Genomic DNA, 20,068 nt, shown 5'->3' with positions numbered 1-20,068 from the left:
GCCATTATGTTTTATAGCTTTGCAGTACATACCCCCACTCAGAAAAGCAGTCTCATGAGCGAAAACAGTCTTCCGCAAGAACAGAACGGCCAGGAATACGGCGCCGACAGCATCAAGATCCTCAAGGGTCTGGAAGCCGTGCGCAAGCGTCCCGGCATGTATATCGGCGACACAGGCGATGGCACCGGCCTGCACCACATGGTGTTCGAAGTGCTGGACAACGCCATCGACGAAGCGCTGGCCGGCCATTGCGACACGATCAGGGTCATCATCCACGCCGACAACTCGATCTCCATCGAGGATAACGGCCGTGGCATCCCGACCGCGATCAAGGAAGACGACGAATTCAAGCGCTCCGCCGCCGAAATCGTGATGACCGAGCTGCACGCGGGCGGCAAGTTCGACCAGAACAGCTACAAGGTGTCCGGCGGTCTGCACGGCGTGGGTGTGTCGGTGGTGAATGCGCTGTCCGACTGGCTGCGCCTCACCATCCGCCGCGACGGCAAGGTGCACACCATGGAATTCCGCCAGGGTGAGCGCGTGCAGCCACTGAAGATCATCGGCGACACCGACAAGCGCGGCACCGAAGTCCACTTCATGGCCAGCTCCGAGACCTTCGGCCTGATCGAATTCCACTACGAAATCCTCGCCAAGCGCATCCGCGAGCTTTCCTTCCTGAACAACGGCGTGAACATCACGCTGATCGACAAGCGCAACGGCAAGGAAGAGAACTTTGCCTACTCCGGCGGCGTAAAGGGCTTCGTGGAATACATGAACCGCGCCAAGTCGACGCTGCACCCCCACATCTTCTACGCCATCGGCGAGAAGGACGGCATGACCGTCGAATGCGCGATGCAGTGGAACGACAGCTATTCCGAAACCGTGCAGTGCTTCACCAACAACATCCCGCAGCGCGACGGTGGCACCCACCTGACCGCGCTGCGCACGGTGATGACGCGCACGCTGAACCAGTACATCGAACAGGCCGAAGTCGCCAAGAAAGCCAAGGTGGAAACCGCCGGCGACGACATGCGCGAAGGCCTCGTCTGCGTACTGAGCGTGAAGCTGCCGGACCCGAAATTCAGCAGCCAGACCAAGGACAAGCTGGTTTCCAGCGAAATCAGCCCGGTAGTGCAGGAACTGCTCGCGCAGAAGCTCACCGACTACCTGCTGGAAAACCCGGTAGATGCCAAGATCATCTGCGGCAAGATCGTCGAAGCCGCCCGCGCGCGTGAAGCCGCCCGCAAGGCGCGCGAACTGACGCGCCGCAAGGGCGTGCTCGACGGCATCGGCATGCCGGGCAAGCTGGCCGACTGCCAAGAAAAAGACCCCGCACTGTCGGAAATCTACCTGGTCGAGGGTGATTCCGCCGGCGGCTCCGCCAAGCAGGGCCGCGACCGCAAATTCCAGGCCATCCTGCCGCTGAAGGGCAAGATCCTCAACGTCGAACGCGCACGCTTCGACCGCATGCTGGCCAGCCAGGAAGTCGGCACGCTGATCACCGCACTGGGCTGCGGCATCGGCAAGGACGACTTCAACATCGACAAGCTGCGCTACCACCGCATCATCATCATGACCGATGCGGACGTGGACGGCTCGCACATCCGCACGCTGCTGCTCACCTTCTTCTACCGCCAGCTGCCCGAGCTGGTCGAGCGCGGCTACATCTACATCGCCCAGCCGCCGCTGTTTAAAGTAAAGCACGGCAAACAGGAGCGTTATCTGAAGGACGAAGCCGAGCTGAAGCAATACCTGCTGCAACTGGCTTTGAATGGTGCCGAGCTGTTGCCGGGCGCCGGGCGCACGCCGATTGCCGGCGACGCACTCGACGCCATTGCCAAGCAGACCTTCATTGCCGACGGCATCATCGAGCGCTACAGCCGCTTCGTTGACCCGACGGTGCTGACCGCGCTGCTGCGCACCCCGGCGCTGGATTTGACAAGCGCCGAGGCCGCCACGGCTTCCGCCGCCGCGCTCACCGCCGCCGTCGCCCACCCGGCCTTCACGATTTCCGCCCAGCAGCTCGACGAAAATCACCTGCTGAAAATCGAGCGCAACCTGCACGGCGTGATCACCGTGCAGTACATCGAATCCGACTTCGTGCGCAGCAACGACTACCTGCAGCTGCGCAAGACCGCCGACATGCTCGACGGCCTGCTGGAAGCCGACGCCATCGTGCGCCGCGGCAACAACGAAGCCCCGGCCAAGAGCTTCAAGGAAGCGCTGGAATGGCTGATGGCCGAAGTGCGCCGCAACATGAGCATCCAGCGCTATAAAGGCCTGGGTGAAATGAACCCCGAGCAGCTGTGGGAAACCACCATGGACGTGAACGTGCGGCGTCTGCTGAAGGTGACCATCGACGACGCCATCGCGGCCGATGCGATCTTCACCACGCTGATGGGCGACCAAGTCGAACCGCGCCGTCACTTCATCGAGCAGAACGCGCTGATTGCGCGCAACATCGATGTGTAAATGAGCAATGCCGGCCCAGTCACCACTGCAAGCCGGCATCATCGCCACGCTGCGCGGCTCCGTACCCGGCCTCATGGCGATTTATGCCTTTGGCAGCCGCATTCGCGGCGATGCCAACACCGATAGTGACCTTGATCTGGCGGTGCTGAGCGCAGGCTACGCCGACCCGCTGGCATTGTGGGACTTGGCCGGCCAACTGGCCGACCTTGCCCACTGCCCGGTTGATCTGCTGGATCTGCGCGCCGCCAGCACCGTCATGCAATACCAGATCATCACCGGCGGCGTCTGCTGGTGGCGGGCTGACAGCCGCGCTGCCTTGTTTGAAGCCGCCGTGCTCAGCGAAAAAACCGCGCTCGACGAAGCCCGCGCCGGTTTGCTCAGCGACATTGCACGCGAAGGAACGATTTATGGCCGATGACGTTCTGATCAACAAAGCCGCCACCATCGAGCGCTGCGTACAACGCGCCCGCGAAGAGTACGACAAGGATCAAGCCAGCTTCGCCAGCGACTACACCCGGCAGGATGCCGCCATCCTCAATATCCAGCGCGCCTGCGAAGCCGCACTCGACATGGGGCAGCACCTGATCCGCCGCGAGCGCCTGGGCGTGCCGCAAAGCGCCCGGGACGTGTTTGCCCTGCTAGCCTTAGCCGGCTGGATCAGCCCGGCGCTCGCCGATTCGCTCAAGCGCATGGTCGGCTTTCGCAACATCGCCGTGCACGACTATGCCAGCCTGCAGCTGCCGATCACCATCGCGGTTATCGAACAGCACCTTGACGATTTTCTCGACTACAGCCGCACGATGCTCACTCGCGACGGCGCGTAGCTAGCGTTGCAGAAAGAACAAAGCCACCGGATACGGTGGCTTTGTTTTTGATGGGTATATAGCCGCAGCCTTTTTGTTTTCTTGGCTGTAGGGCAATACCCATAGGCTTCTTCGCCATGCCGGCGTCCCACAGGGATCCCGGCTGGTCACAGGCCGGCATCCAAAGGTTTGGTTTTTCAGCCCGTTTGGCGTATTACCGCTACGCGGCTAATACGCCAAACGGCTCTAAGCAAGCTCCCAAGTCTCGAGTACGCCGCGATACCCATCCCCACCTTGAGGAATCAGTATCAGGTGGAGGTTATTACCCGCATCAAATCCGATCAAGATATTGTCACCCTCCTGTGCCATCTGCATAACCGCATTTGTTTGGAAGTACAGTCTGTGCTCAGTTCGTGTAGGGTGCTGCTCTCGGGCGTCATACCAAGTTACATTGGCCGCCGCAGTAATATTCGACCCACGAACGCTGAACTTAGCCTCACGAGTAAAGCCATCGAGGCCAAACATCCTCTTGAGCGGGATTACGCCATTGAATTCATGTTGATTTGATACTTCTGGCCGTGCCTCAACCGCAGACAAACTTTTGATGCATGCTGGCGAGAACTGCAAGGTCGGATTTGACATACTTACTCCTCAGCTTTAGGTTGATATCAAGTAAAACGTGCACCTTTCTCAACATGTAGGTGCACCCGTACATTTCAAGCGCCCACAACAATTAACCGCCTCATAAAATCCTGTTTACCAGATAACCCGCTTAAAGAAGCTTACACTCTGTAATCAAGCCTGCTACGTCCTTAAGTTTCTCGCGCTGTGCTGGTTTGTACGTTCGCTGGATGGCTTCCGGTACGATCAGTTGCACTCCATGCGAATTCATTTCCATCGTTTGCGCTTCACTGATTGCCGGTTCCAGCGTAATAAGATGCTTGCGCGGGATTCGTGCAGCCTCGCTCAAGACCTGCCGCCAGCGATCCTTGCAGGTGGTTTTGGCACCCAACATGGCGAGCCTTGCCGCAGGAAAATCTGGATTGTGATAACTGGCAAAATCGGGGAAAAGGAAATCAGGCTTGGCATTGTTCTCAGTTACTTTACCCTTCCCACGCCCCTGCTCAAACTTCAATCCATGCAGCTTGAAGAGATGGTCGAGGTGCCCTTCAAAGGCATGCCCGACACGTGATTTCCGGCGATTTTGCACGCTCAGCGAGAAGGCGATGAATTCATCCACATCATCACCATGTTCGCCGAAACCGGCGCGCAATTTCTGCCGAACCAGATAGCGCTCGTAAATGCGAAACAACTTTTCTTCATGATCCATCCAGCCAAGCAAGGCATCATCCGGCTGCTTGAACGGATCAATCTCGATGGGCATAGTATTGCGGGCATACGCTGAAAAATGACTGGTGCCCGGAAACTGGTTTGCACCAAATATCTTGAGCAACCTTTCAAGCCATTCTTCATCCGTTGTTTCAGGCCGATCAACCTCAATGCCTAACTGTTCGAGCATCCACCTTAGCGGCAATAAGAGATTTACCGCATCCAGCCGCCCGGCCCGGAATTGCTCGCCAACTTCATCAAGCCCGAACAATGCCCGGAGCTGATACTCGATAGGGCTGCCTGCAGGGGTGAATACCATCAGCAAGGTGCCATCACGCATCTTTGCGATCAAAAAGAAATCACCAGGAGCCAGTTGTGCAGTTACCGGGTTGTCGAAGTAATACAAGCGGTATTCAGGACCGCGATGTGGCTGCTTCCTTCTGCAGTCGTACCAAGTTACGGGATTCGCCGCGATCACTGGTTCCTCATCCAGCCCCCGGATATAGACCTGCCGTGCTGGAAAACGAAACTCACTGTCTTTGCCTGGCTGGCCAAGGTGCGCCTTGAAGCCTGCTTTCGGCAATCCGCCAATCTCATGCTGGTTTGATCCAGCATCAATGGCATCGACGCGGCTCAGGTACTTGGCAGCAACCCCTTCGAAGTAATCGCTTAGCTGGTCGTTGAACATGGTATGGGCTGGGCACCTGACTCGTTGATCTGGAAATTACTGACGCCCATTATCAGCCATTCTCCGATCCAGTCAATGAGCGCAATCTGCCCAGACTCGCTAGCGATTTTCCTGGTCGCACACTCCCAAACAACCAGAATTCGCCAGCCGCCCTGCTGTAACTCAGCCAATCGCGCCTGATCCCTCTTCCTGTTTGCTTCAATCTTGGCTCGCCAGAATTCCGTGCGAGTCTGTGGCAACCGGAAGTACCGGCAGTCATGCCCATGCCAGAAACAGCCGTTGATAAAAATAACCGCCTTGTACTTGGGCAGAACCAGATCGGGCTTGCCGGGCAGGTCTTTGACATGCAGGCGAAAACGAAAGCCCCGCGCGTGCAGGGCTTTGCGAATCAGCATTTCCGGTTTTGTGTCCTTGCTGCGGATGCCGGACATCATACGGCTGCGGGTTGCCTTGTCGACAATGTCCGCCATGACGGCTCTCAGATCAGCGGTTTCATGGCTTTCGCCACGGCATGGAATACCGGCATCACTACCGAATTGCCGAATTGCTTGTAGGCGCGGGTATCAGAGACCGGGATCACAAAGCTGTCGTCAAAGCCCATCAGGCGGGCACATTCACGCGGTGTCAGGCGGCGAGGGTTCTTGTTCGGGCCTTGATCAACCAGGATTTCCGAGCCGTCCTTGTAATACCGGGCCGAAAGGGTGCGCGCCACGCTGTCCGGCCCAACCAGTCCGAAACCGAAGCCGTTGCCTTTTGCACGGTGCTTCTCGGCATAGTTCTGCAAATAGGCCCACAGCTTGTCCGTCAATGTGTACTTCTCAAGTACGGACCTGTTCTTGTGGTCAAAGTAACGGTCACCATCCTGAATCAGCCAAGGCTCAGAGCCATCTGTCTTGTGCAAAATGTCTTTCATTGTGACCAGATTTTTCGGCGGCAGAACAACCTCTTCCCACTCAAAATCAACCCGGTTGTGAAAGCCCACAATCACGATCCGCTCGCGATGCTGCGGCACAAAATGCTGTGCATCAATCACCTTTACATGGATGTGATAACCAAGTTCGTCGGTCAGGGTGCGGCGAATCACGTCAAACGTGCGCCCCTTGTCATGCGACATGAGATTTTTCACGTTTTCAAGCAAAAATGCTTTGGGCTTCTTCGTGGCGATAATTCGTGCCACATCAAAAAACAGGGTGCCTTGCGTCTCGTCGGCAAACCCATGTGCACGGCCTAGCGCATTCTTTTTGGACACGCCCGCGATGGAGAAAGGCTGACAAGGAAAACCCGCCAGCAGTACATCATGGTCAGGAACCGCGCCTGCTTCCACTTTGGTTATATCGCCAGCCAGCGCATGCTGATCGGGGTAGTTTGCCTTGTAGGTCGTCTGGGCGTAGCTATCCCATTCACTGGTAAACACACAGTCGCCACCTATCTGTTCGAAAGCCTTCCGCAGGCCACCGATACCCGCAAACAGATCAATAAAACGAAACTCGCCAGTAGTCTTGGCTTGATCCTCGAAAGGCAGAACGAGCTGCCGAAGCTGCTCTGCAACATACGGCTTCGGCTCGTTTTCGCGAGTTTCCCAGCGCCGAATGGTGCCTTTATCAGTCCCCAAGCGACTGGCCAATTCCGCCTTCGGATAGAGACGCAGCGCCTCATTCAGGTATTCATAGGTCAGGTCGAGTCGTTGATTCATGTTGGCCTCTGGGAATTTTCGCTGCATTTTGCATTCAAAACGCCCAGATCATAATCACCTTGCGCATTCATGTCGAACATTTGTTCTCTTTGGACGATGCACGGCAACTCTTTTTGTACCACCGTTTTTGACACAAAATATACATACAAATGTATATCAATGAAGCCATTTGAATTGATTAGCTACAGCGATATACCCACCATACTTACCCCTGCCTCAGCCGCCAGCAGCCTTTAAACCGCTGCGGGTCGGCGATGTCCCAGTCGGCGGCGGGTGACTGCCGGTGCTGCAATAGCCATACGCCATCCAGCTCGCACACCAGCTGCCAGTTGTCGCTGCTTTCATTCAGCGGCTGGGTCTTGGGTAGGGTGAGGCTCCAGGCGGGCAGCACGTAAATCTGGCCGCCGCGCAGAATGCCACGGGTGTGTTCGAAATGGTGGCCGCGCGCGTCCGTGCCCTTGTAATACAGCCAGCTGAGGGTGCTGTCCGGCATGGCGATGCGGGTCTGGATGTCGGCCAGCATGCCGGCGGGTGCGGTGTTGATGGTGGTGGAGCACGCGGCGAGCAGCGCCAGTGCGGGCAGGATCAGGGCAAGCGTGCGTGTCGGCATGGGGGAGTGGTTGCGCTTGGGTGTGATTGATGGCGAAAGCTTGCGGCCTGTGCTGCCGCGTCAGGGCGTGGCGGCCGGTGCGGGCAGGCGGATGCATTGCTCGACAGGGTGGCAGGGCCTGCGGTGCCAGCTGCCGTTTTCCTTCCCCAAATACAGGGGCACATCGCCAATCTGTTCGATCAGGAGCCAGTCCTTGCTGTCGATGCTGACGGGGATTTCCCGGGGCAGCGCCATGCTCCATTTCGGCACCCGATAGATGCGGTAGGAGCCGAAATAGGTGCGGACGTGGTGGAAGATGTGCGCCTTGTCATCCGAGCCGGTGTACCACAGCAGGCTCATGGTCTTGTCGGGCTTGGCGAGTTGTTCCTGAATGTCCTCCAGCATTTCTGCCTCTGGCATGTTCCAGGTCGTGGCGCAGCCACCCAGTAAAAAGAGGCTGGCCAGCAGCAGCGCAGCAGCATGTCGTGACATCGTTTTTCCGTTTGGCGAGAGGGGCAGGATGCTGTCACTCTGTGACAGCAAAGCCGCACTTTAGGGGGCGCGGATATGGCTGGCAATGACAAGACTCACACGCGTCGCGGCACCGCCTCACCCTGATCAGGCGGGCGGCAGCAATACCCGGCAATGGATAAGGCCACAGCCCTTATTGAATAATATCCATACGGCCATACCCCGAAGCAGTTGCAACCGGAAAGCTGGCAGGGGCAGCACCGAACTTCGTCGTAGCGAGCCGGTCTGAACAGGCCCGCTACTGTCTGCCGTCTGCCATGCCGCGCTTTCTGCCTGCCCTCTCGCCCCGCCACTGGCCGTTGCTGGTGCTGCTGGCAGTGCTGTGTACCGCACAGGCAGCCGGCCATGACGGACGCCGCCTGCTGCAGATGCTGGTACTGCTGTTGCCGGGCTGGCTGTGGCTGGGCTGGCCGCTGGCCTCGCGCGGCGGGCGGACGCTGCAGGCCGTGCTGGCGGGCTTGCTCGGGCTGGCCTTTCTGCTGGATGGCATCGTGCGTGCCTTTTTGCTCGACCAGTATCAGGCGCAGCCGGGTAGCGCCATGGTGCTGGGCGCGGTGGCGAATACCTCGCCGGGCGAAACGGCGGAATTTGTCGCGATGTACTGGCGGGCGGTGCTGGGCTGGTCGCTGGCCGGCGTGCTGGGCGCCGGCACGCTGGCGGCCTGCCTGTGGCAGTGGTGGCGCAAGCCGCCGCGCCGACTGCCGCTGCGCTGGAAGCAGGCCGTGGCGCTGGGGCTGATTCTGGCGGTCGTACTGGCCGCCTATGCCAGCAAGCCGTGGCGACGCCATCACCCCCTGCTGTTCTGGCCGGGCTGGCTGCAGCAGGTGGCGCAGCTGCAGCAGCAATGGGCCACGCTGGACGGGGAACGCCAGGCCCTGCTGCTGCAGGCCGAACGCCTGCAGCCGGAGCTGACGGCCGCGGCCCCGGATACGCTGGTGCTGGTGATTACCGATAGCGTGAATCGCGACCATTTCGGGCTGTATGGCTACCCACGCGCCACCACACCGCAACTGCAGGCCGTGCAGCAGCGCGCCCGGCCGGCGCTGCAGGTGTTCCGTCATGCCTGGTCGGTGGATGCGTCCACCGTGCCGGCACTGCGCAATCTGTTCCAGTTCGGCACGCCGGATCAGCCGGATGCGCCGCATCTGCTGGCACTGGCGCGGGCGGCGGGCTACCGCGTGTGGTGGATCGGCAATCACGCCGATCTGGCCATCGAGCAGGAACACGCCCGGCTGGCGCAGCAGGTACGCATGGTCAACCAGTCACCGGGACGCTCCGGCGGCCAGCCCGACGGTGTGGTGTTGCCGGAGCTGGCCGCCGCACTGGCCGACCCGGCCCACCGCAAGCTGGTGGTGATTCACCTGCTGGGCGCCCACCCGCATTACCGCCTGCGCTACCCGGCGGGCGACAACCCTTTCAGTGGCGCGGCGGATGCGGTGATGGCCAGCATGCAGGCCGCCGGCCGCCCCGGCTGGCTGCGCGGCCTGCGCAATGACTATGACGCGGCCATCCACTACCACGACCGCGTGCTGGCCGGCACGCTGGAGCATGTGCTGCAGGCCCGCGGCAAGCGGGTGTGGCTGTATTTGTCCGACCACGGGCAGGAGGTGGGGCAGGAAAGCAACCACGCCGGTCACAGCCCCATGACCGCCAGCGGTTACCGCATCCCGCTGCTGCTGTGGCAATCCCACCCGGGCACGCAGCCAGCCGCGACTGGCGAACCGGTCCGTGCCGACTGGCTAGGCTACAGCATCACCGCCCTGCTGGGGCTGGCTTGGTCCGGCGCCCGGCCGGAACGCGATGTGCTCTCGCCCGGCTACCACTGGCAGGCGCCGACGCTGCCGGTAACGGTGGATTTCCACCGCTAGCACTGCGAATGGCAGGCGATCTGCCGGATGAAGCTGGGGGTGCAGGCAAACGCTGACCTCGCATTGCGCAAGCGGCGGAAAAACCAGCCAGGCACACAGGCCTAAAATGGCGCCATACCCACCACAGGATCACGCCATGACCGCCTTGTCTTCCTTGCTGCAGGCCGATACCCCGCTCACTCATGTTTTCTATGGCGACAGCATCACGCACGGCATTCTGCACACCTTTGGCGCGCGCTGCTTTGCCGAGCATTTCACCGAGCGCGTACGCTTCGAGCTGGGCCGCGCCGATGATGTGGTGCTCAATACCGCGTATTCGGGGCTGAACACGCGACAGATGCGCGAGCATTTCGCGCTGCGTGTGACGCGTTTTCGCCCCGATGTGCTGTGGCTGATGGCAGGGATGAACGACTGCAACACACGGCGCGAGGAAGGCCAGTTCATCGCGCTGGACGAATTCCGCAGCAATCTGGCGGCGATGGTTACCGAGGTGCGCGGCTGGGGCGGGCAGGTAGTGCTGCAGACGTCCACCCCCGTCTGGCCGGGGCTGGCGCCCGAGCGCGGCGAAAGCCTGCCCGCCTACAACGCGGCGATGCGGGCGCTGGCGGCTGAACTCGCCGTGCCTCTGGTCGACCACGCGGCGGAATGGCAAGCCCGTAGCGACCGCCAGCACTGGTATATGGCCGATGCCTTTCACCCGAACGCGCACGGACATGTGCTGATCGCACACACGCTGTTCCGTGCCCTGGGCGTATTCGACTCCGCCGCGCCCAGCTGCCAGCTCTTTGTGCCCTGATCAACACAGGGAACCCGCCGCCGCACGATTTCACTACGGTCACGATAAGAAATGTTGGGGTGGCGTTGGGATGAACGAAAAAGGGGCCAGCGCAACAACGCCAACCCCTTGATTTTCGTGGTGCCGCAAAGGTGAATCGAACACCCGACCTACTGATTACGTGTCTGGTCTCGGATCATAATTTACCTCTCCGCAGTTGGCGACTCTATCTGGCACGCTCGGTTTTGGGTACGCTCTGCACGTCGATCTCCAGGTCAGGCCAATGAATCTCCGTCTGCACGGGCGCGCCCGTACCACTCCGGCTGTTCGTGCCGAAATCCAGGCCGCACCGGCCGCCATCACCGATGCCGAACTGGCACGCCGCTATGGTGTCAGCAAGCCCACCATTGCCAAATGGCGCCGGCGCAGCTCGGAGCACGATGAATCACACACCGCGCATCATCTGCAAACCACACTGACACCCGCCCAAGAGTGCGTCGTCGTCGAACTCCGCAAGCTGCTGCATCTGGCTCTGGATGATTTGCTGGTTGTCGTGCGCGAATTCCTTAATCCCTCGGTCTCGCGAGCCGGCCTTGGCCGTTGCCTGGCCCGCCATGGCGTCAGTCGCCTGCGGGACCTCGAGCCACCGGCATGCCCGGACAAGGGGAAGCCGTTCAAAGCTTATGAACCCGGGTTTGTGCATGTGGATGTGAAGTACCTGCCGCAAATGCCGGATGAAACGGCGCGACGCTATCTGTTTGTTGCCATTGATCGTGCCACCCGCTGGGTGTTTGTGCAGATCCGGCCGCACAAGACGGCGGCAGCGGCACAGGCATTTCTGGCCGCCTTGAACAAGGGGGCACCGTTTCGGATTCGTACAGTGCTGAGCGACAACGGCAGCCAGTTCACGGATCGGCTGTTCAACAAGCAAAAGCAGGCCAGTGGCGAAGATGAGTTCGACCGGCTGTGTGCCGTACTGGACATTGGACATCGCCTGACGAAACCACGCCATCCGCAAACGAATGGGATGGTGGAGCGCTTCAATGGCCGGATCAGCGAGGTGCTGGCCACGCACCGCTTCGACTCAGCGGAGGATCTGGCGCAGACGCTGACGCGCTATGTCTGGCTCTACAACCAGCATTTGCCACAGCGGGCGCTACAGCACCAATCCCCCTTCAAGCGATGAAGCAGTGGCAGCAGCAAAGGCCCGAGTTATTCAAAAAGCGTGTAATCAATCGAGCGGGACAGGACATCATGAATCCAGCACAGCATTGTTAATGGTATGGACCTCACGCGCAGGCGCGGTAGACCTCGGTAAGCGATACCAGCCCCTGCTGCGCCAGCTCCAGACCATGCCCGAGCATGAAGCGCATGCCGGCGTCTGCCGCCTTCTGGTGCAGTTGCCGCTCGGACAGCGTGGGCACAAAGCATTCGCGCACTTCGTCGTCGGGCTCCAGCAATTCATAGACGGCGCGGCGGCCAAGGTAGCCGTAGCCATCGCAAACCTTGCAGCCCAGTCCCTTTTCAAAGGGTGTGAGATCGGTCAGCCCCAGCCGCCTGGCGATGAGTGGCGGGATTTTTTCCTGCGCCCGGCAATTCGGGCAGTTCTGCCGTACCAGCCGCTGTGCCAGCACCCCCAGCAGCGAGGTTTTCAGCAGCTGGGGGGTGATGCCCAGCTCGAGCAGACGGGAAATCGCGCCGCAGGCGGATGTGGTGTGCAGGGTGCTGAAGACTAGGTGGCCGGTCAGCGCCGCCTCGACAGCCATCTGCGCCGTCTCAGAGTCACGGATTTCGCCGACCATGATCACATCCGGGTCCTGCCGCAGCACATGGCGCAGCGTTTGCGGGAAGCCGAAGCCCTGACTCGCCAGCAACTGGATCTGTACCATGTTCGGCAGGTGGTATTCGATCGGGTCTTCGATGGTGACGATATTGAGGCCGGCGCGTGAAATCTGCTGCAGCATGGCGTAGAGCGTGGTGGTCTTGCCCGAACCGGTCGGGCCGGTCACCAGCACCATGCCGCTTTCGTGATGGATCAGCTCGTCGAGCTTCTGCAGGTCATCCGGGCTGTAGCCGATCTGGTCGAAAGTGCGCACCGCACTGTGCGGGTTCAGCAGGCGGATGACGACGTTCTCACCGTAGGGTGTGGGCATGATGGAGACACGCAGGTCCAGCTCGCGCTCATCGATGATCAGCGCAATGCGGCCATCTTGCGGCAGGCGCCGCTCGGCGATGTTGAGCGAGGCCAGAATTTTGATCCGGCTGACGACCGCCGGCAGCAGGTGACGCTCGAACAGGCGCTGCGTGCGCAGCTCGCCGTCAACGCGTAGTGCCAGCTCGACATTCTCGCGCCGTGGCCGAATGTGCAGATCGGATGCGCGTGCGCGCATGGCCTCGCGGATAAATGAGTCCACCAGTTTGACGACAGGTTTCTGCTTGGCCTGGAACTCGGCTTCCTGCCAGACGCGCTGGTCTTCCTGGTCATCTTGCCGCACGCTGGCTTCCCTGGCTTCAGCCTCCAGGTGGTCTTCGATCGGGTCGTAATGCAGGCGGATGCGCTCAAGGAGCGGCGCCCGGTCGGCCAGCACGACCAGCACCGGTTTCTGCAGGATGAAGCGCAGCTGATCATAGGCATCCTGGGCCGGCAGCTGGCTGCCGGCGAGCACGACCACACCAGGGAGTTCAAGAATTGGCAGCAGCTGGTGCGTGCGCGCGATCATCGCCGGCAGGCGGCGGATCAGCGGCTCGGACAGGGAAAACTGCTCCAGCCTGATGTGCGGCACGCCCAGCTGCTTGTGCAGAATCAGGCTGAGCGTGTGCTCTTCCAGTGCGCCTTGCTCGATGAGTGCGGTGCCAAGACGCAAACCCGGCTGGCTCTTCTGGCGGGCAACCGCCTTTTCCAGGTCCAGCGGGGTAATGAGCCCCTCATCCAGCAGCAGGGTGCCAATAGGTTTGAGCACCAGGTCATGCGCCTTTTCGAGATAGGCCCGCAAATCCGCTTCATCATTGAGCGGCCGCAACGATCCGTTTTCCGCGCCCATGCTGCTCTCCCGTCTGCCTCTTCCTTTCTGGGTAGGTCACGCGCTGCGCTGCAACAAGGGCGTTACGGCAAAAAGCGGGGCAGGCGGCTGGGCAAATGACAACGCCACCCGGAGGTGGCGTGGCATTGTGGAGGATCAGAGCTCGACCTGCATCCCCATCTCGACAACCCGGTTGGGTGGAATGCGGAAGAAGCTGGTCACGCGCGTGGCGTTGCGCATCATCAGGCTGAACAGGCGCCGGCGCCACCAGGCCATCGCCGGATATGCAGCCTCGACAATGGTTTCACGACTGAGGAAGAAGGAAACCTGCATGTCGTCCAGATTCAGCTCGGGCTGCAGGTTGCGCAACTGTTCGATGACCGAGGGAACCGAGGGCTCATCCTTGAAACCGGATGTGACGATCACCTGGAAGAAGGATTTGCCCAGCCGCCTGACCGCCACCTGCTCGCGCCGCGGCACATGCGGCACGTCGTCGGTCGTCAGCGTCATGAACACCACCTGCTCGTGCAGTACCTTGTTGTGCTTCAGATTATGCAGGAGGGCATGCGGTACCGAATCGCTGCTGGTCGTCATGAAAATGGCGGTGCCTTCCACGCGCTGCGTACCGCCACTTTCCAGCGCCTCGACAAAGCCGGCCAGCGGCATTTCGCCCTCGCGCAGCTTCTCGTAGAGCAGCGTGCGGCCGCGTTTCCAGGTCGTCATCAGCGTGAAGACCAAGAGGCCGATGACCAGCGGCACCCAGCCGCCGGCATGAATCTTGAGCGTATTGGCAGCAAGGAACAGCAGATCAATCAGCAGCAGGCAGGCCAGCACGGCAAAGACGGCCATGCGTTTCCAGCCGGTCAGCTTGTGGCCCAGGACGACAAAGCACAGCACCGACGTCATCACCATCGTGCAGGTCACCGACAGGCCATAAGCCGCGGCCAGATTGCTCGACGAGCGGAACATCAGCAGAAGCAGAATGACCGAGCCAAGCAAAAACCAGTTGATCTGCGGAATGTAGATCTGCCCGATCTCGCGCTCGGAGGTGTGGCGCACGTCGAGGCGCGGGCTGAAGCCCAGCTGTACAGCCTGGCTGGTCATCGAATACGCGCCGGAAATCACCGCCTGCGAGGCGATGATCGTCGCCACGGTAGCCAGCCCGACCAGCGGCAGCTGCGCCCAGTCCGGCGCCAGCAGGAAGAAGGGGTTGGAAATGGCGGCCGGATTATGCAGCAGCAGCGCCCCCTGGCCGAAGTAATTCAGCACCAGCGAAGGCAGCACCAGTCCGAACCAGGCAATGCGGATGGCGGGGCGGCCGAAGTGCCCCATGTCTGCATACAGTGCCTCGGCACCGGTAATGCACAGCACCACCGCCCCCATCAGCACGAAGCTGATCCAGGGGTGTGCCGCAAAGAAATGGAAGGCAAACCACGGGTTGATCGCAGCCAGCACATCGGGAGATTTGATGATGTTGATGATGCCCAGCACCGCCAGCGTGATGAACCAGACCGTCATCACCGGCCCGAACAGCTTGCCGACCGTTGCCGTACCATGCGACTGCATGGCAAACAGGCCGATCATCAGCAGAATGGCACAGGGGATGATGTAGGGATCGAAAGCATTCGAGACCACGCTGACGCCTTCCAGTGCCGAAAGCACGGAAATCGCCGGCGTAATGATGGTTTCACCATAGAACAGCGAGGCACCGAAAATGCCGCAGAGGATCACGGCCATGGTGAGGTGCGGCTTGCCGCTGGAGGCACGCAGGGCCAGCGCCATCAGCGCCAGAATCCCGCCTTCGCCACGATTGTCATTGCGCAGCACGATGGCCACATACTTCAAAGACACGACCAGCATCAGCGACCAGAACACCAGCGAGAGGATGCCCAGTACATTGAAGGCATCCAGCGTCAGCGGCACATGGCCATTGAAGCACTCCTTCAGCGTATAGAGCGGACTGGTACCGATGTCGCCGTAAACGACACCCAGCGCGGCCAGCGAAAGCGCGCGCAGGCTGGACTGCTGCGGGTTGTGGGTATCGGCCATGAAGCTGCCATCCGGTTTGCAAAGAGGCGCGGATTATACCGCCGCGCCAGCGGCATGCTGCCGATTCTAGACCGACTGTTGCGGCAATGCAGCACAAGTTGCCACCTTCCACCTGACGGACAGCGGATCGTCAGTTTTTATGCGGAAAATCAAGCAGTTTTGCCAGATCTCGTGACGCGCGCGGCCAGTCGAAAAACGGCCCCGGATCAGTCTTGCGTCCCGGCGCAATGTCGGAGTGTCCGGCCACAGCACGCAGCGGATGACGCTGCGCCAGCGCGGCCAGCAAGGCATCGAGCACCGCATACTGTGCGGAAGTGAATGCAATGAAATCGGAGCCTTCCAGTTCGATGCCCACCGAGAAGTCATTGCAGCCGGAGCGCCCTTGCCAGCTCGACACGCCGGCATGCCAGGCTCGCGCGATTGTCGGCACGAACTGCAGCAGTTCGCCATTCCGGCGCAGAAAAAAATGCGCACTGACACGCAGCTCGGCCAGTTGCGGGTAGGACGGATGGGCGCCACGATCCAGCGTATTGGTGAAAAGGCGCTCGACATCAGCACCGCCAAACGGCTTGCCCGGTGGCAGGTGAATATTGTGGATCACCACCAGTTCGACATCCTGCCCTTTCGGGCGCGGATTGCAGTTCGGGCTGGGCACCCGGCGGGCAGCGACACACCAGCCATCCGCGTCGATCACATACTCACCAAGAGTATCGCTCTGAAACCCTTTATCTAAAAAGGCCATCACGACATACCCAGCCTTTCCATGCGGTAGCGCAAGCTGCGGAAGGTCACACCCAGCACCTTGGCGGCCTGCGTGCGGTTGCCGCCGGTCTGCTCCAGCGCTTGCAGGATGGCATTTTTCTCGGTGCGGTCGAGGTAGTCCTGCAGCGGAAAGCAGCCCGCCATGTCGCCACGCTCGGGCGCGGTCATTTCATCGGGAGTGCTGAGCTGCAGGTCCTCGGGAGCAATCAGCTGCCCGTCGGACAGCGCCAGCGCACGTTCGAGCACGTTCTCCAGCTCGCGCACATTGCCGGGGAAGGAATACTGCCGCAAGGCCAGTACTGCAGCCTCGCTCAGCTCCGGGACCGGGCAGCCGTTACGCTCGGCCAGGCGGATGAGCAGTTGGCGGGCAATCGTCAGCACGTCCCCGCCCATTTCGCGCAGGCTGGGCATGCGCAGCTCGATCACGTTGAGGCGGTAGAACAGATCCTGGCGGAACTTGCCAGCTTCGACGCACTTGCCGAGATTCTGGTGCGTGGCCGAAATGATGCGCACATCGACATCCTCTTCCTGCGTCGCCCCCACTTTTCTGACCTTGCGCTCCTGGATGGCACGCAGCAGCTTGACCTGCATGGCCAGCGGCAGATCCGCCACCTCGTCCAGAAACAGCGTACCGCCATGCGCAGCCTGGAAAAAGCCGCCGCGGTCTTCGTTGGCGCCGGTAAACGCGCCCTTGCGGTAGCCGAAGAATTCGCTCTCCATCAGGTTTTCCGGGATCGCGCCGCAGTTCACCGCCACAAAAGGCTGGCTGCTGCGCGTGGAGCGGTAATGGATCATCCGCGCGGCGCGCTCCTTGCCCGAGCCGGATTCGCCGGTGATATAGACCGGCGCCTGATTGCGCGACAGCTTGTCGATCAGCTGCAGTGCATGCTGTAAGGGAGGGGAGTTGCCTACCAGCAGGCTGCCCTCGCCATCGCGCGCGGCCGGCGTGGTGCTGGCGGGCGCAGCATCCAGTTTCAGCGCGGACTTCACCAGCGTGCGCAGCTGTTCCAGCGCCACCGGCTTGGCCAGGTAATCGAATGCGCCCTGCTTGAGCGCGGCCACGGCACTTTCGGTGCTGCCATAGGCGGTAATCATCGCCACCGGCGTATCGTGTCCGGCGGCCTGCGTCGCTTTCAGCACGTCCAGGCCGTCACCATCGGGCATGCGCATGTCGGTCAGGCAGAGGTCATACTCGTTGGCGGCGATCAGTGCACGGGCCTCGTTGACGCCATTGGCCTTGTCGACCGCCAGCCCCATCTTGATGAGAGTCAGCTCCAGCAGGTCAGCCAGATCACGCTCGTCATCAACCACCAGCACCCTGCGGTCATTCCTCGTCTTTTTCTGCATCCACCACTCCAAACAGTATCCGGAAACACGCTCCGCCATCTGCTGGCGACAGGTATTCCAGACTGGCACCATTGGCTGCGCAGATTTCGCGCGCGATATACAGGCCGAGCCCGGTGCCCTTGGCGTCGGTCGTGAAAAATGGCTCAAACAACTGATGCAGCGCATCCGGCGGCACCGGCGGGCCATCATTGACCACGTCCAGCACAGGGTAGCCATCACTTTCACCCAACACGAAACGCAGGCTGCCCGGCTGCTTGCTGCAATACCGCCAGCCATTGCGTGTGAGATTCCACAGCACCTGCTGCAATTGCCCTGCGTCGAAACGGACGTGGTGCGGCACACCACCGCTCACCGGCAGGCTGACCGTGATGCCCTCCTGCTGCGTAAACGATTCGATAAAGGCCGGCAACCATTCTTCCAGCACGAGATCGACCCGACGCACGCGGTCACGGCGATTGAGTTCGAGCACATCGCTGACCATATGATCAAGTCGGCGGGCATTGTCATCGATGATGCGGGTCAGCCGCCCTATCATCGGATTATCCTCGCCTTCTTCCTGCAGGAGCTGGGCCGCATGGGCAATGGCGCCCAGCGGGTTGCGGATTTCATGCGCCAGGTTGGCGGTCAGACGGCCAAGTGCGGCCAGCTTGAGCTGCTGCGCTTCGCGGCGCAGCTTGTCCATGTCTTCCAGATAGATCAGCACATTGCCTTCGCGATCTGCCCCCAGTGCCAGAAAGCGCGGGCGCAGTGTCTTGCGCTGCAATTGCAGCAGCGCGGCTTGGCTCCACTCGCCGTCACGCCATTGTGCCAGCCGGGCGGCCAGGGCCGGCGACCAGTGTTCCAGCAGCTCGCCGCGCTGCGGAGGTATCGATCCCAGCCGCACGATCTGTTCGTTGTACTGGTGCACGATGTCGAGCGCATCGACCACCAGCACGCCATCGGAGACATCCTGCAGAATTCGCTCGTTCAACTTGGCCAGATTGGCCAGATCAAGCCCGCGCTTTTCCGCCAGTGCGCGGTTCTCTTCGGCAAAGCGCGCCAACCGGTGCGCGAGCCAGGCCACTGCAAACGAAGCCAGGCACAGCAAGGCAGGCGAGAAATAGTCGGCATAGATGCTGCCCTCAGTTGTCCATGCCTTCCAGATCGACTCGCCCAGCAAGGCAAGTGTGGCCAGCGCGGCATGGAACAGCGTCATGCGCCCGCGCGAAATGAGCCCGGCAGCGGCCAGATAGGGCAGCAGCAACATGCCAAGCCCGCTGCGTATGCCCCCCATCGTGTGCATGAGAAGCACGATGAAGACGATGTCGATCGACACCTGGGCAGTAAGCTGGAAGGAAAAACGCGGCCGGCGCCAGACTATCGTGAAGAAATACAGGCAGGACACCGTGGCATACGCCATCAGCATCACGATCAGCAGGGTCAGCTGTGCCGATTCGAGGGTCTGGGTGCCGACGCGTAGCTGCAGGCCAAGCGCCAGACCCAGCACGACCAGCAGGCGGAAACCGTTGAAGAGCCTCAGCGATCGCCAGCGGGCTTCGCTGGCGATCTTCTCGGCGTCTTGCGCCGAAAGCGCAGAACCGGCTTCAGCGGGCACCGGCGCTTCCGCCATGCTGCCGCGCCATGCCCTCCACGAAACGGGCGAGCTCGGAGAGTGCCGCCTCATACACGCCACGCTTGAATTCGATCACCGAGTCCAGCGGCAGCCAGTAATCGCTCCAGCGCCAGGCGTCGAATTCCGGATGACTGGTACGCCGCAGGCACACATCGGCATCACGGCCGGTGAGGCGCAGCAGGAACCAGATCTGCTTCTGGCCCCGGTAAGTGCCCCGCCATTCGCGGCGCACCCAGTTGGTAGGCACGTCATACTTCAGCCAGTCGCGCGTGCGCCCCAGAATCTGCACATGTTCGGGCAACAGGCCGACTTCCTCGGCCAGTTCACGGTACATGGCTTGCTCTGGCGTTTCGCCGTGCTTGATCCCGCCCTGCGGGAACTGCCACGAGTGCTCGCGCACCCGCTTCCCCCAGAACACCTGATTCTGGCGGTTGAGTATGACAATGCCGACGTTAGGCCGATAGCCGTCACGATCGAGCATGGTTACTTCCTGAATTCGTTGGTTACCCCGATTTTATGGCATGCGGCAG

General features: G+C 60.9%; 17 protein-coding genes and 1 pseudogene. 6 read left to right on the top strand and 12 right to left on the bottom strand.

The genetic code is table 11. From position 1 onward, the window contains the following. Positions 1–54: 54 nt before the first annotated feature. From gyrB to hepT, 3 genes are read left to right on the top strand one after another with little or no spacing between them, the layout of a single operon-like run. Positions 55–2,472 carry a DNA topoisomerase (ATP-hydrolyzing) subunit B gene (gene gyrB / locus H559_RS0109735; protein WP_028452552.1) on the top strand — a complete coding sequence of 806 codons (2,418 nt, stop codon included), beginning with the start codon at positions 55–57 and terminating at the stop codon, positions 2,470–2,472. Between the two features lie 7 nt (positions 2,473–2,479). Further along, the gene (gene mntA, locus H559_RS0109730; RefSeq protein WP_034640626.1) at positions 2,480–2,890 is read left to right on the top strand and encodes a type VII toxin-antitoxin system MntA family adenylyltransferase antitoxin; all 411 of its coding nucleotides are present in this window, start codon (positions 2,480–2,482) and stop codon (positions 2,888–2,890) included. Beyond that, the gene (gene hepT, locus H559_RS0109725; RefSeq protein WP_028452550.1) at positions 2,880–3,296 is read left to right on the top strand and encodes a type VII toxin-antitoxin system HepT family RNase toxin; all 417 of its coding nucleotides are present in this window, start codon (positions 2,880–2,882) and stop codon (positions 3,294–3,296) included. The genes mntA and hepT overlap by 11 nt, the downstream gene beginning before the upstream one ends. A 225-nt stretch (positions 3,297–3,521) precedes the next feature. On the opposite strand, the gene H559_RS0109720 is transcribed toward hepT, so the two are convergent. The 6 genes from H559_RS0109720 to H559_RS0109695 form a co-directional block, all read right to left on the bottom strand. Next, positions 3,522–3,917 (bottom strand): hypothetical protein, encoded by a 396-nt coding sequence (locus tag H559_RS0109720; RefSeq protein WP_028452549.1) that lies wholly within the window; start codon positions 3,915–3,917, stop codon positions 3,522–3,524. Positions 3,918–4,047: 130 nt separating this feature from the next. Then, entirely contained in the window at positions 4,048–5,292 is a 1,245-nt protein-coding gene (locus H559_RS0109715; protein WP_028452548.1) for a type II restriction endonuclease, read from the bottom strand. Next, a complete protein-coding gene (locus tag H559_RS0109710; protein WP_028452547.1) occupies positions 5,274–5,762 on the bottom strand; it encodes a very short patch repair endonuclease in 489 nt (162 codons plus the stop codon). Before H559_RS0109710 ends, H559_RS0109715 begins: the two co-directional genes overlap by 19 nt. Before the next feature lie 8 nt (positions 5,763–5,770). After that, a complete protein-coding gene (gene dcm / locus H559_RS19760) occupies positions 5,771–6,985 on the bottom strand; it encodes a DNA (cytosine-5-)-methyltransferase (RefSeq protein ID WP_051279232.1) in 1,215 nt (404 codons plus the stop codon). Positions 6,986–7,190: 205 nt separating this feature from the next. Next, positions 7,191–7,595, bottom strand: a complete 405-nt coding sequence (locus tag H559_RS0109700; protein ID WP_028452546.1) for a hypothetical protein — start codon at positions 7,593–7,595, stop codon at positions 7,191–7,193. A gap of 60 nt (positions 7,596–7,655) precedes the next feature. Continuing rightward, the gene (locus H559_RS0109695; RefSeq protein ID WP_028452545.1) at positions 7,656–8,066 is read right to left on the bottom strand and encodes a hypothetical protein; all 411 of its coding nucleotides are present in this window, start codon (positions 8,064–8,066) and stop codon (positions 7,656–7,658) included. A 296-nt stretch (positions 8,067–8,362) separates the two neighbouring features. On the opposite strand from H559_RS0109695, the gene H559_RS0109690 reads away from it, so the two are divergent. The 3 genes and pseudogenes from H559_RS0109690 (at position 8,363) to H559_RS19755 (ending at position 12,026) form a co-directional block, all read left to right on the top strand. Next, positions 8,363–9,973 carry a phosphoethanolamine transferase gene (locus H559_RS0109690; protein WP_028452544.1) on the top strand — a complete coding sequence of 537 codons (1,611 nt, stop codon included), beginning with the start codon at positions 8,363–8,365 and terminating at the stop codon, positions 9,971–9,973. A 136-nt stretch (positions 9,974–10,109) separates the two neighbouring features. Continuing rightward, entirely contained in the window at positions 10,110–10,769 is a 660-nt protein-coding gene (locus H559_RS0109685) for an SGNH/GDSL hydrolase family protein (protein WP_028452543.1), read from the top strand. A 262-nt stretch (positions 10,770–11,031) separates the two neighbouring features. Further along, a pseudogene (locus H559_RS19755) lies at positions 11,032–12,026 on the top strand (IS481 family transposase). Between the two features lie 11 nt (positions 12,027–12,037). Here the strand turns inward: H559_RS19755 and H559_RS0109675 are convergent. The 6 genes from H559_RS0109675 to H559_RS0109650 form a co-directional block, all read right to left on the bottom strand. Then, entirely contained in the window at positions 12,038–13,789 is a 1,752-nt protein-coding gene (locus H559_RS0109675; protein ID WP_051279230.1) for a GspE/PulE family protein, read from the bottom strand. A gap of 135 nt (positions 13,790–13,924) precedes the next feature. Next, positions 13,925–15,817, bottom strand: a complete 1,893-nt coding sequence (locus H559_RS0109670) for a potassium transporter Kup (protein WP_051279228.1) — start codon at positions 15,815–15,817, stop codon at positions 13,925–13,927. Positions 15,818–15,947: 130 nt separating this feature from the next. Next, the gene (gene ampD / locus H559_RS0109665; protein ID WP_051279226.1) at positions 15,948–16,559 is read right to left on the bottom strand and encodes a 1,6-anhydro-N-acetylmuramyl-L-alanine amidase AmpD; all 612 of its coding nucleotides are present in this window, start codon (positions 16,557–16,559) and stop codon (positions 15,948–15,950) included. Then, entirely contained in the window at positions 16,559–17,926 is a 1,368-nt protein-coding gene (locus tag H559_RS0109660; protein ID WP_028452539.1) for a sigma-54-dependent transcriptional regulator, read from the bottom strand. Before H559_RS0109660 ends, ampD begins: the two co-directional genes overlap by 1 nt. Then, positions 17,904–19,520, bottom strand: coding sequence for a sensor histidine kinase (locus tag H559_RS19750; protein ID WP_162143317.1), 1,617 nt, complete (start codon positions 19,518–19,520; stop codon positions 17,904–17,906). The genes H559_RS0109660 and H559_RS19750 overlap by 23 nt, the downstream gene beginning before the upstream one ends. Further along, positions 19,510–20,019: an RNA pyrophosphohydrolase gene (locus H559_RS0109650; protein WP_028452538.1), complete on the bottom strand. Its 510-nt coding sequence runs from the start codon at positions 20,017–20,019 to the stop codon at positions 19,510–19,512. The genes H559_RS19750 and H559_RS0109650 overlap by 11 nt, the downstream gene beginning before the upstream one ends. Between the last annotated feature and the right edge of the window lie 49 nt (positions 20,020–20,068).

This window comes from Chitinilyticum aquatile DSM 21506, assembly GCF_000430805.1.
In the GTDB taxonomy this organism is placed as follows: Bacteria; Pseudomonadota; Gammaproteobacteria; order Burkholderiales; family Chitinibacteraceae; genus Chitinilyticum; species Chitinilyticum aquatile.
This window is presented reverse-complemented; position numbering and strand designations above follow the sequence as displayed.

Excerpts from the sequence above, each read along its gene's own strand:
- H559_RS0109695 (WP_028452545.1), bottom strand. The coding sequence starts at position 8,066 with ATGTCACGACATGCTGCTGCGCTGCTGCTGGCCAGCCTCTTTTTACTG.
- dcm (WP_051279232.1), bottom strand. The coding sequence starts at position 6,985 with ATGAATCAACGACTCGACCTGACCTATGAATACCTGAATGAGGCGCTG.
- H559_RS0109700 (WP_028452546.1), bottom strand. The coding sequence starts at position 7,595 with ATGCCGACACGCACGCTTGCCCTGATCCTGCCCGCACTGGCGCTGCTC.
- H559_RS0109715 (WP_028452548.1), bottom strand. The coding sequence starts at position 5,292 with ATGTTCAACGACCAGCTAAGCGATTACTTCGAAGGGGTTGCTGCCAAG.
- H559_RS0109690 (WP_028452544.1), top strand. The coding sequence starts at position 8,363 with ATGCCGCGCTTTCTGCCTGCCCTCTCGCCCCGCCACTGGCCGTTGCTG.
- H559_RS0109650 (WP_028452538.1), bottom strand. The coding sequence starts at position 20,019 with ATGCTCGATCGTGACGGCTATCGGCCTAACGTCGGCATTGTCATACTC.
- H559_RS0109670 (WP_051279228.1), bottom strand. The coding sequence starts at position 15,817 with ATGGCCGATACCCACAACCCGCAGCAGTCCAGCCTGCGCGCGCTTTCG.
- H559_RS0109675 (WP_051279230.1), bottom strand. The coding sequence starts at position 13,789 with ATGGGCGCGGAAAACGGATCGTTGCGGCCGCTCAATGATGAAGCGGAT.
- H559_RS0109685 (WP_028452543.1), top strand. The coding sequence starts at position 10,110 with ATGACCGCCTTGTCTTCCTTGCTGCAGGCCGATACCCCGCTCACTCAT.
- ampD (WP_051279226.1), bottom strand. The coding sequence starts at position 16,559 with ATGGCCTTTTTAGATAAAGGGTTTCAGAGCGATACTCTTGGTGAGTAT.
- gyrB (WP_028452552.1), top strand. The coding sequence starts at position 55 with ATGAGCGAAAACAGTCTTCCGCAAGAACAGAACGGCCAGGAATACGGC.
- H559_RS0109720 (WP_028452549.1), bottom strand. The coding sequence starts at position 3,917 with ATGTCAAATCCGACCTTGCAGTTCTCGCCAGCATGCATCAAAAGTTTG.
- mntA (WP_034640626.1), top strand. The coding sequence starts at position 2,480 with ATGCCGGCCCAGTCACCACTGCAAGCCGGCATCATCGCCACGCTGCGC.
- H559_RS0109660 (WP_028452539.1), bottom strand. The coding sequence starts at position 17,926 with ATGCAGAAAAAGACGAGGAATGACCGCAGGGTGCTGGTGGTTGATGAC.
- H559_RS0109710 (WP_028452547.1), bottom strand. The coding sequence starts at position 5,762 with ATGGCGGACATTGTCGACAAGGCAACCCGCAGCCGTATGATGTCCGGC.
- hepT (WP_028452550.1), top strand. The coding sequence starts at position 2,880 with ATGGCCGATGACGTTCTGATCAACAAAGCCGCCACCATCGAGCGCTGC.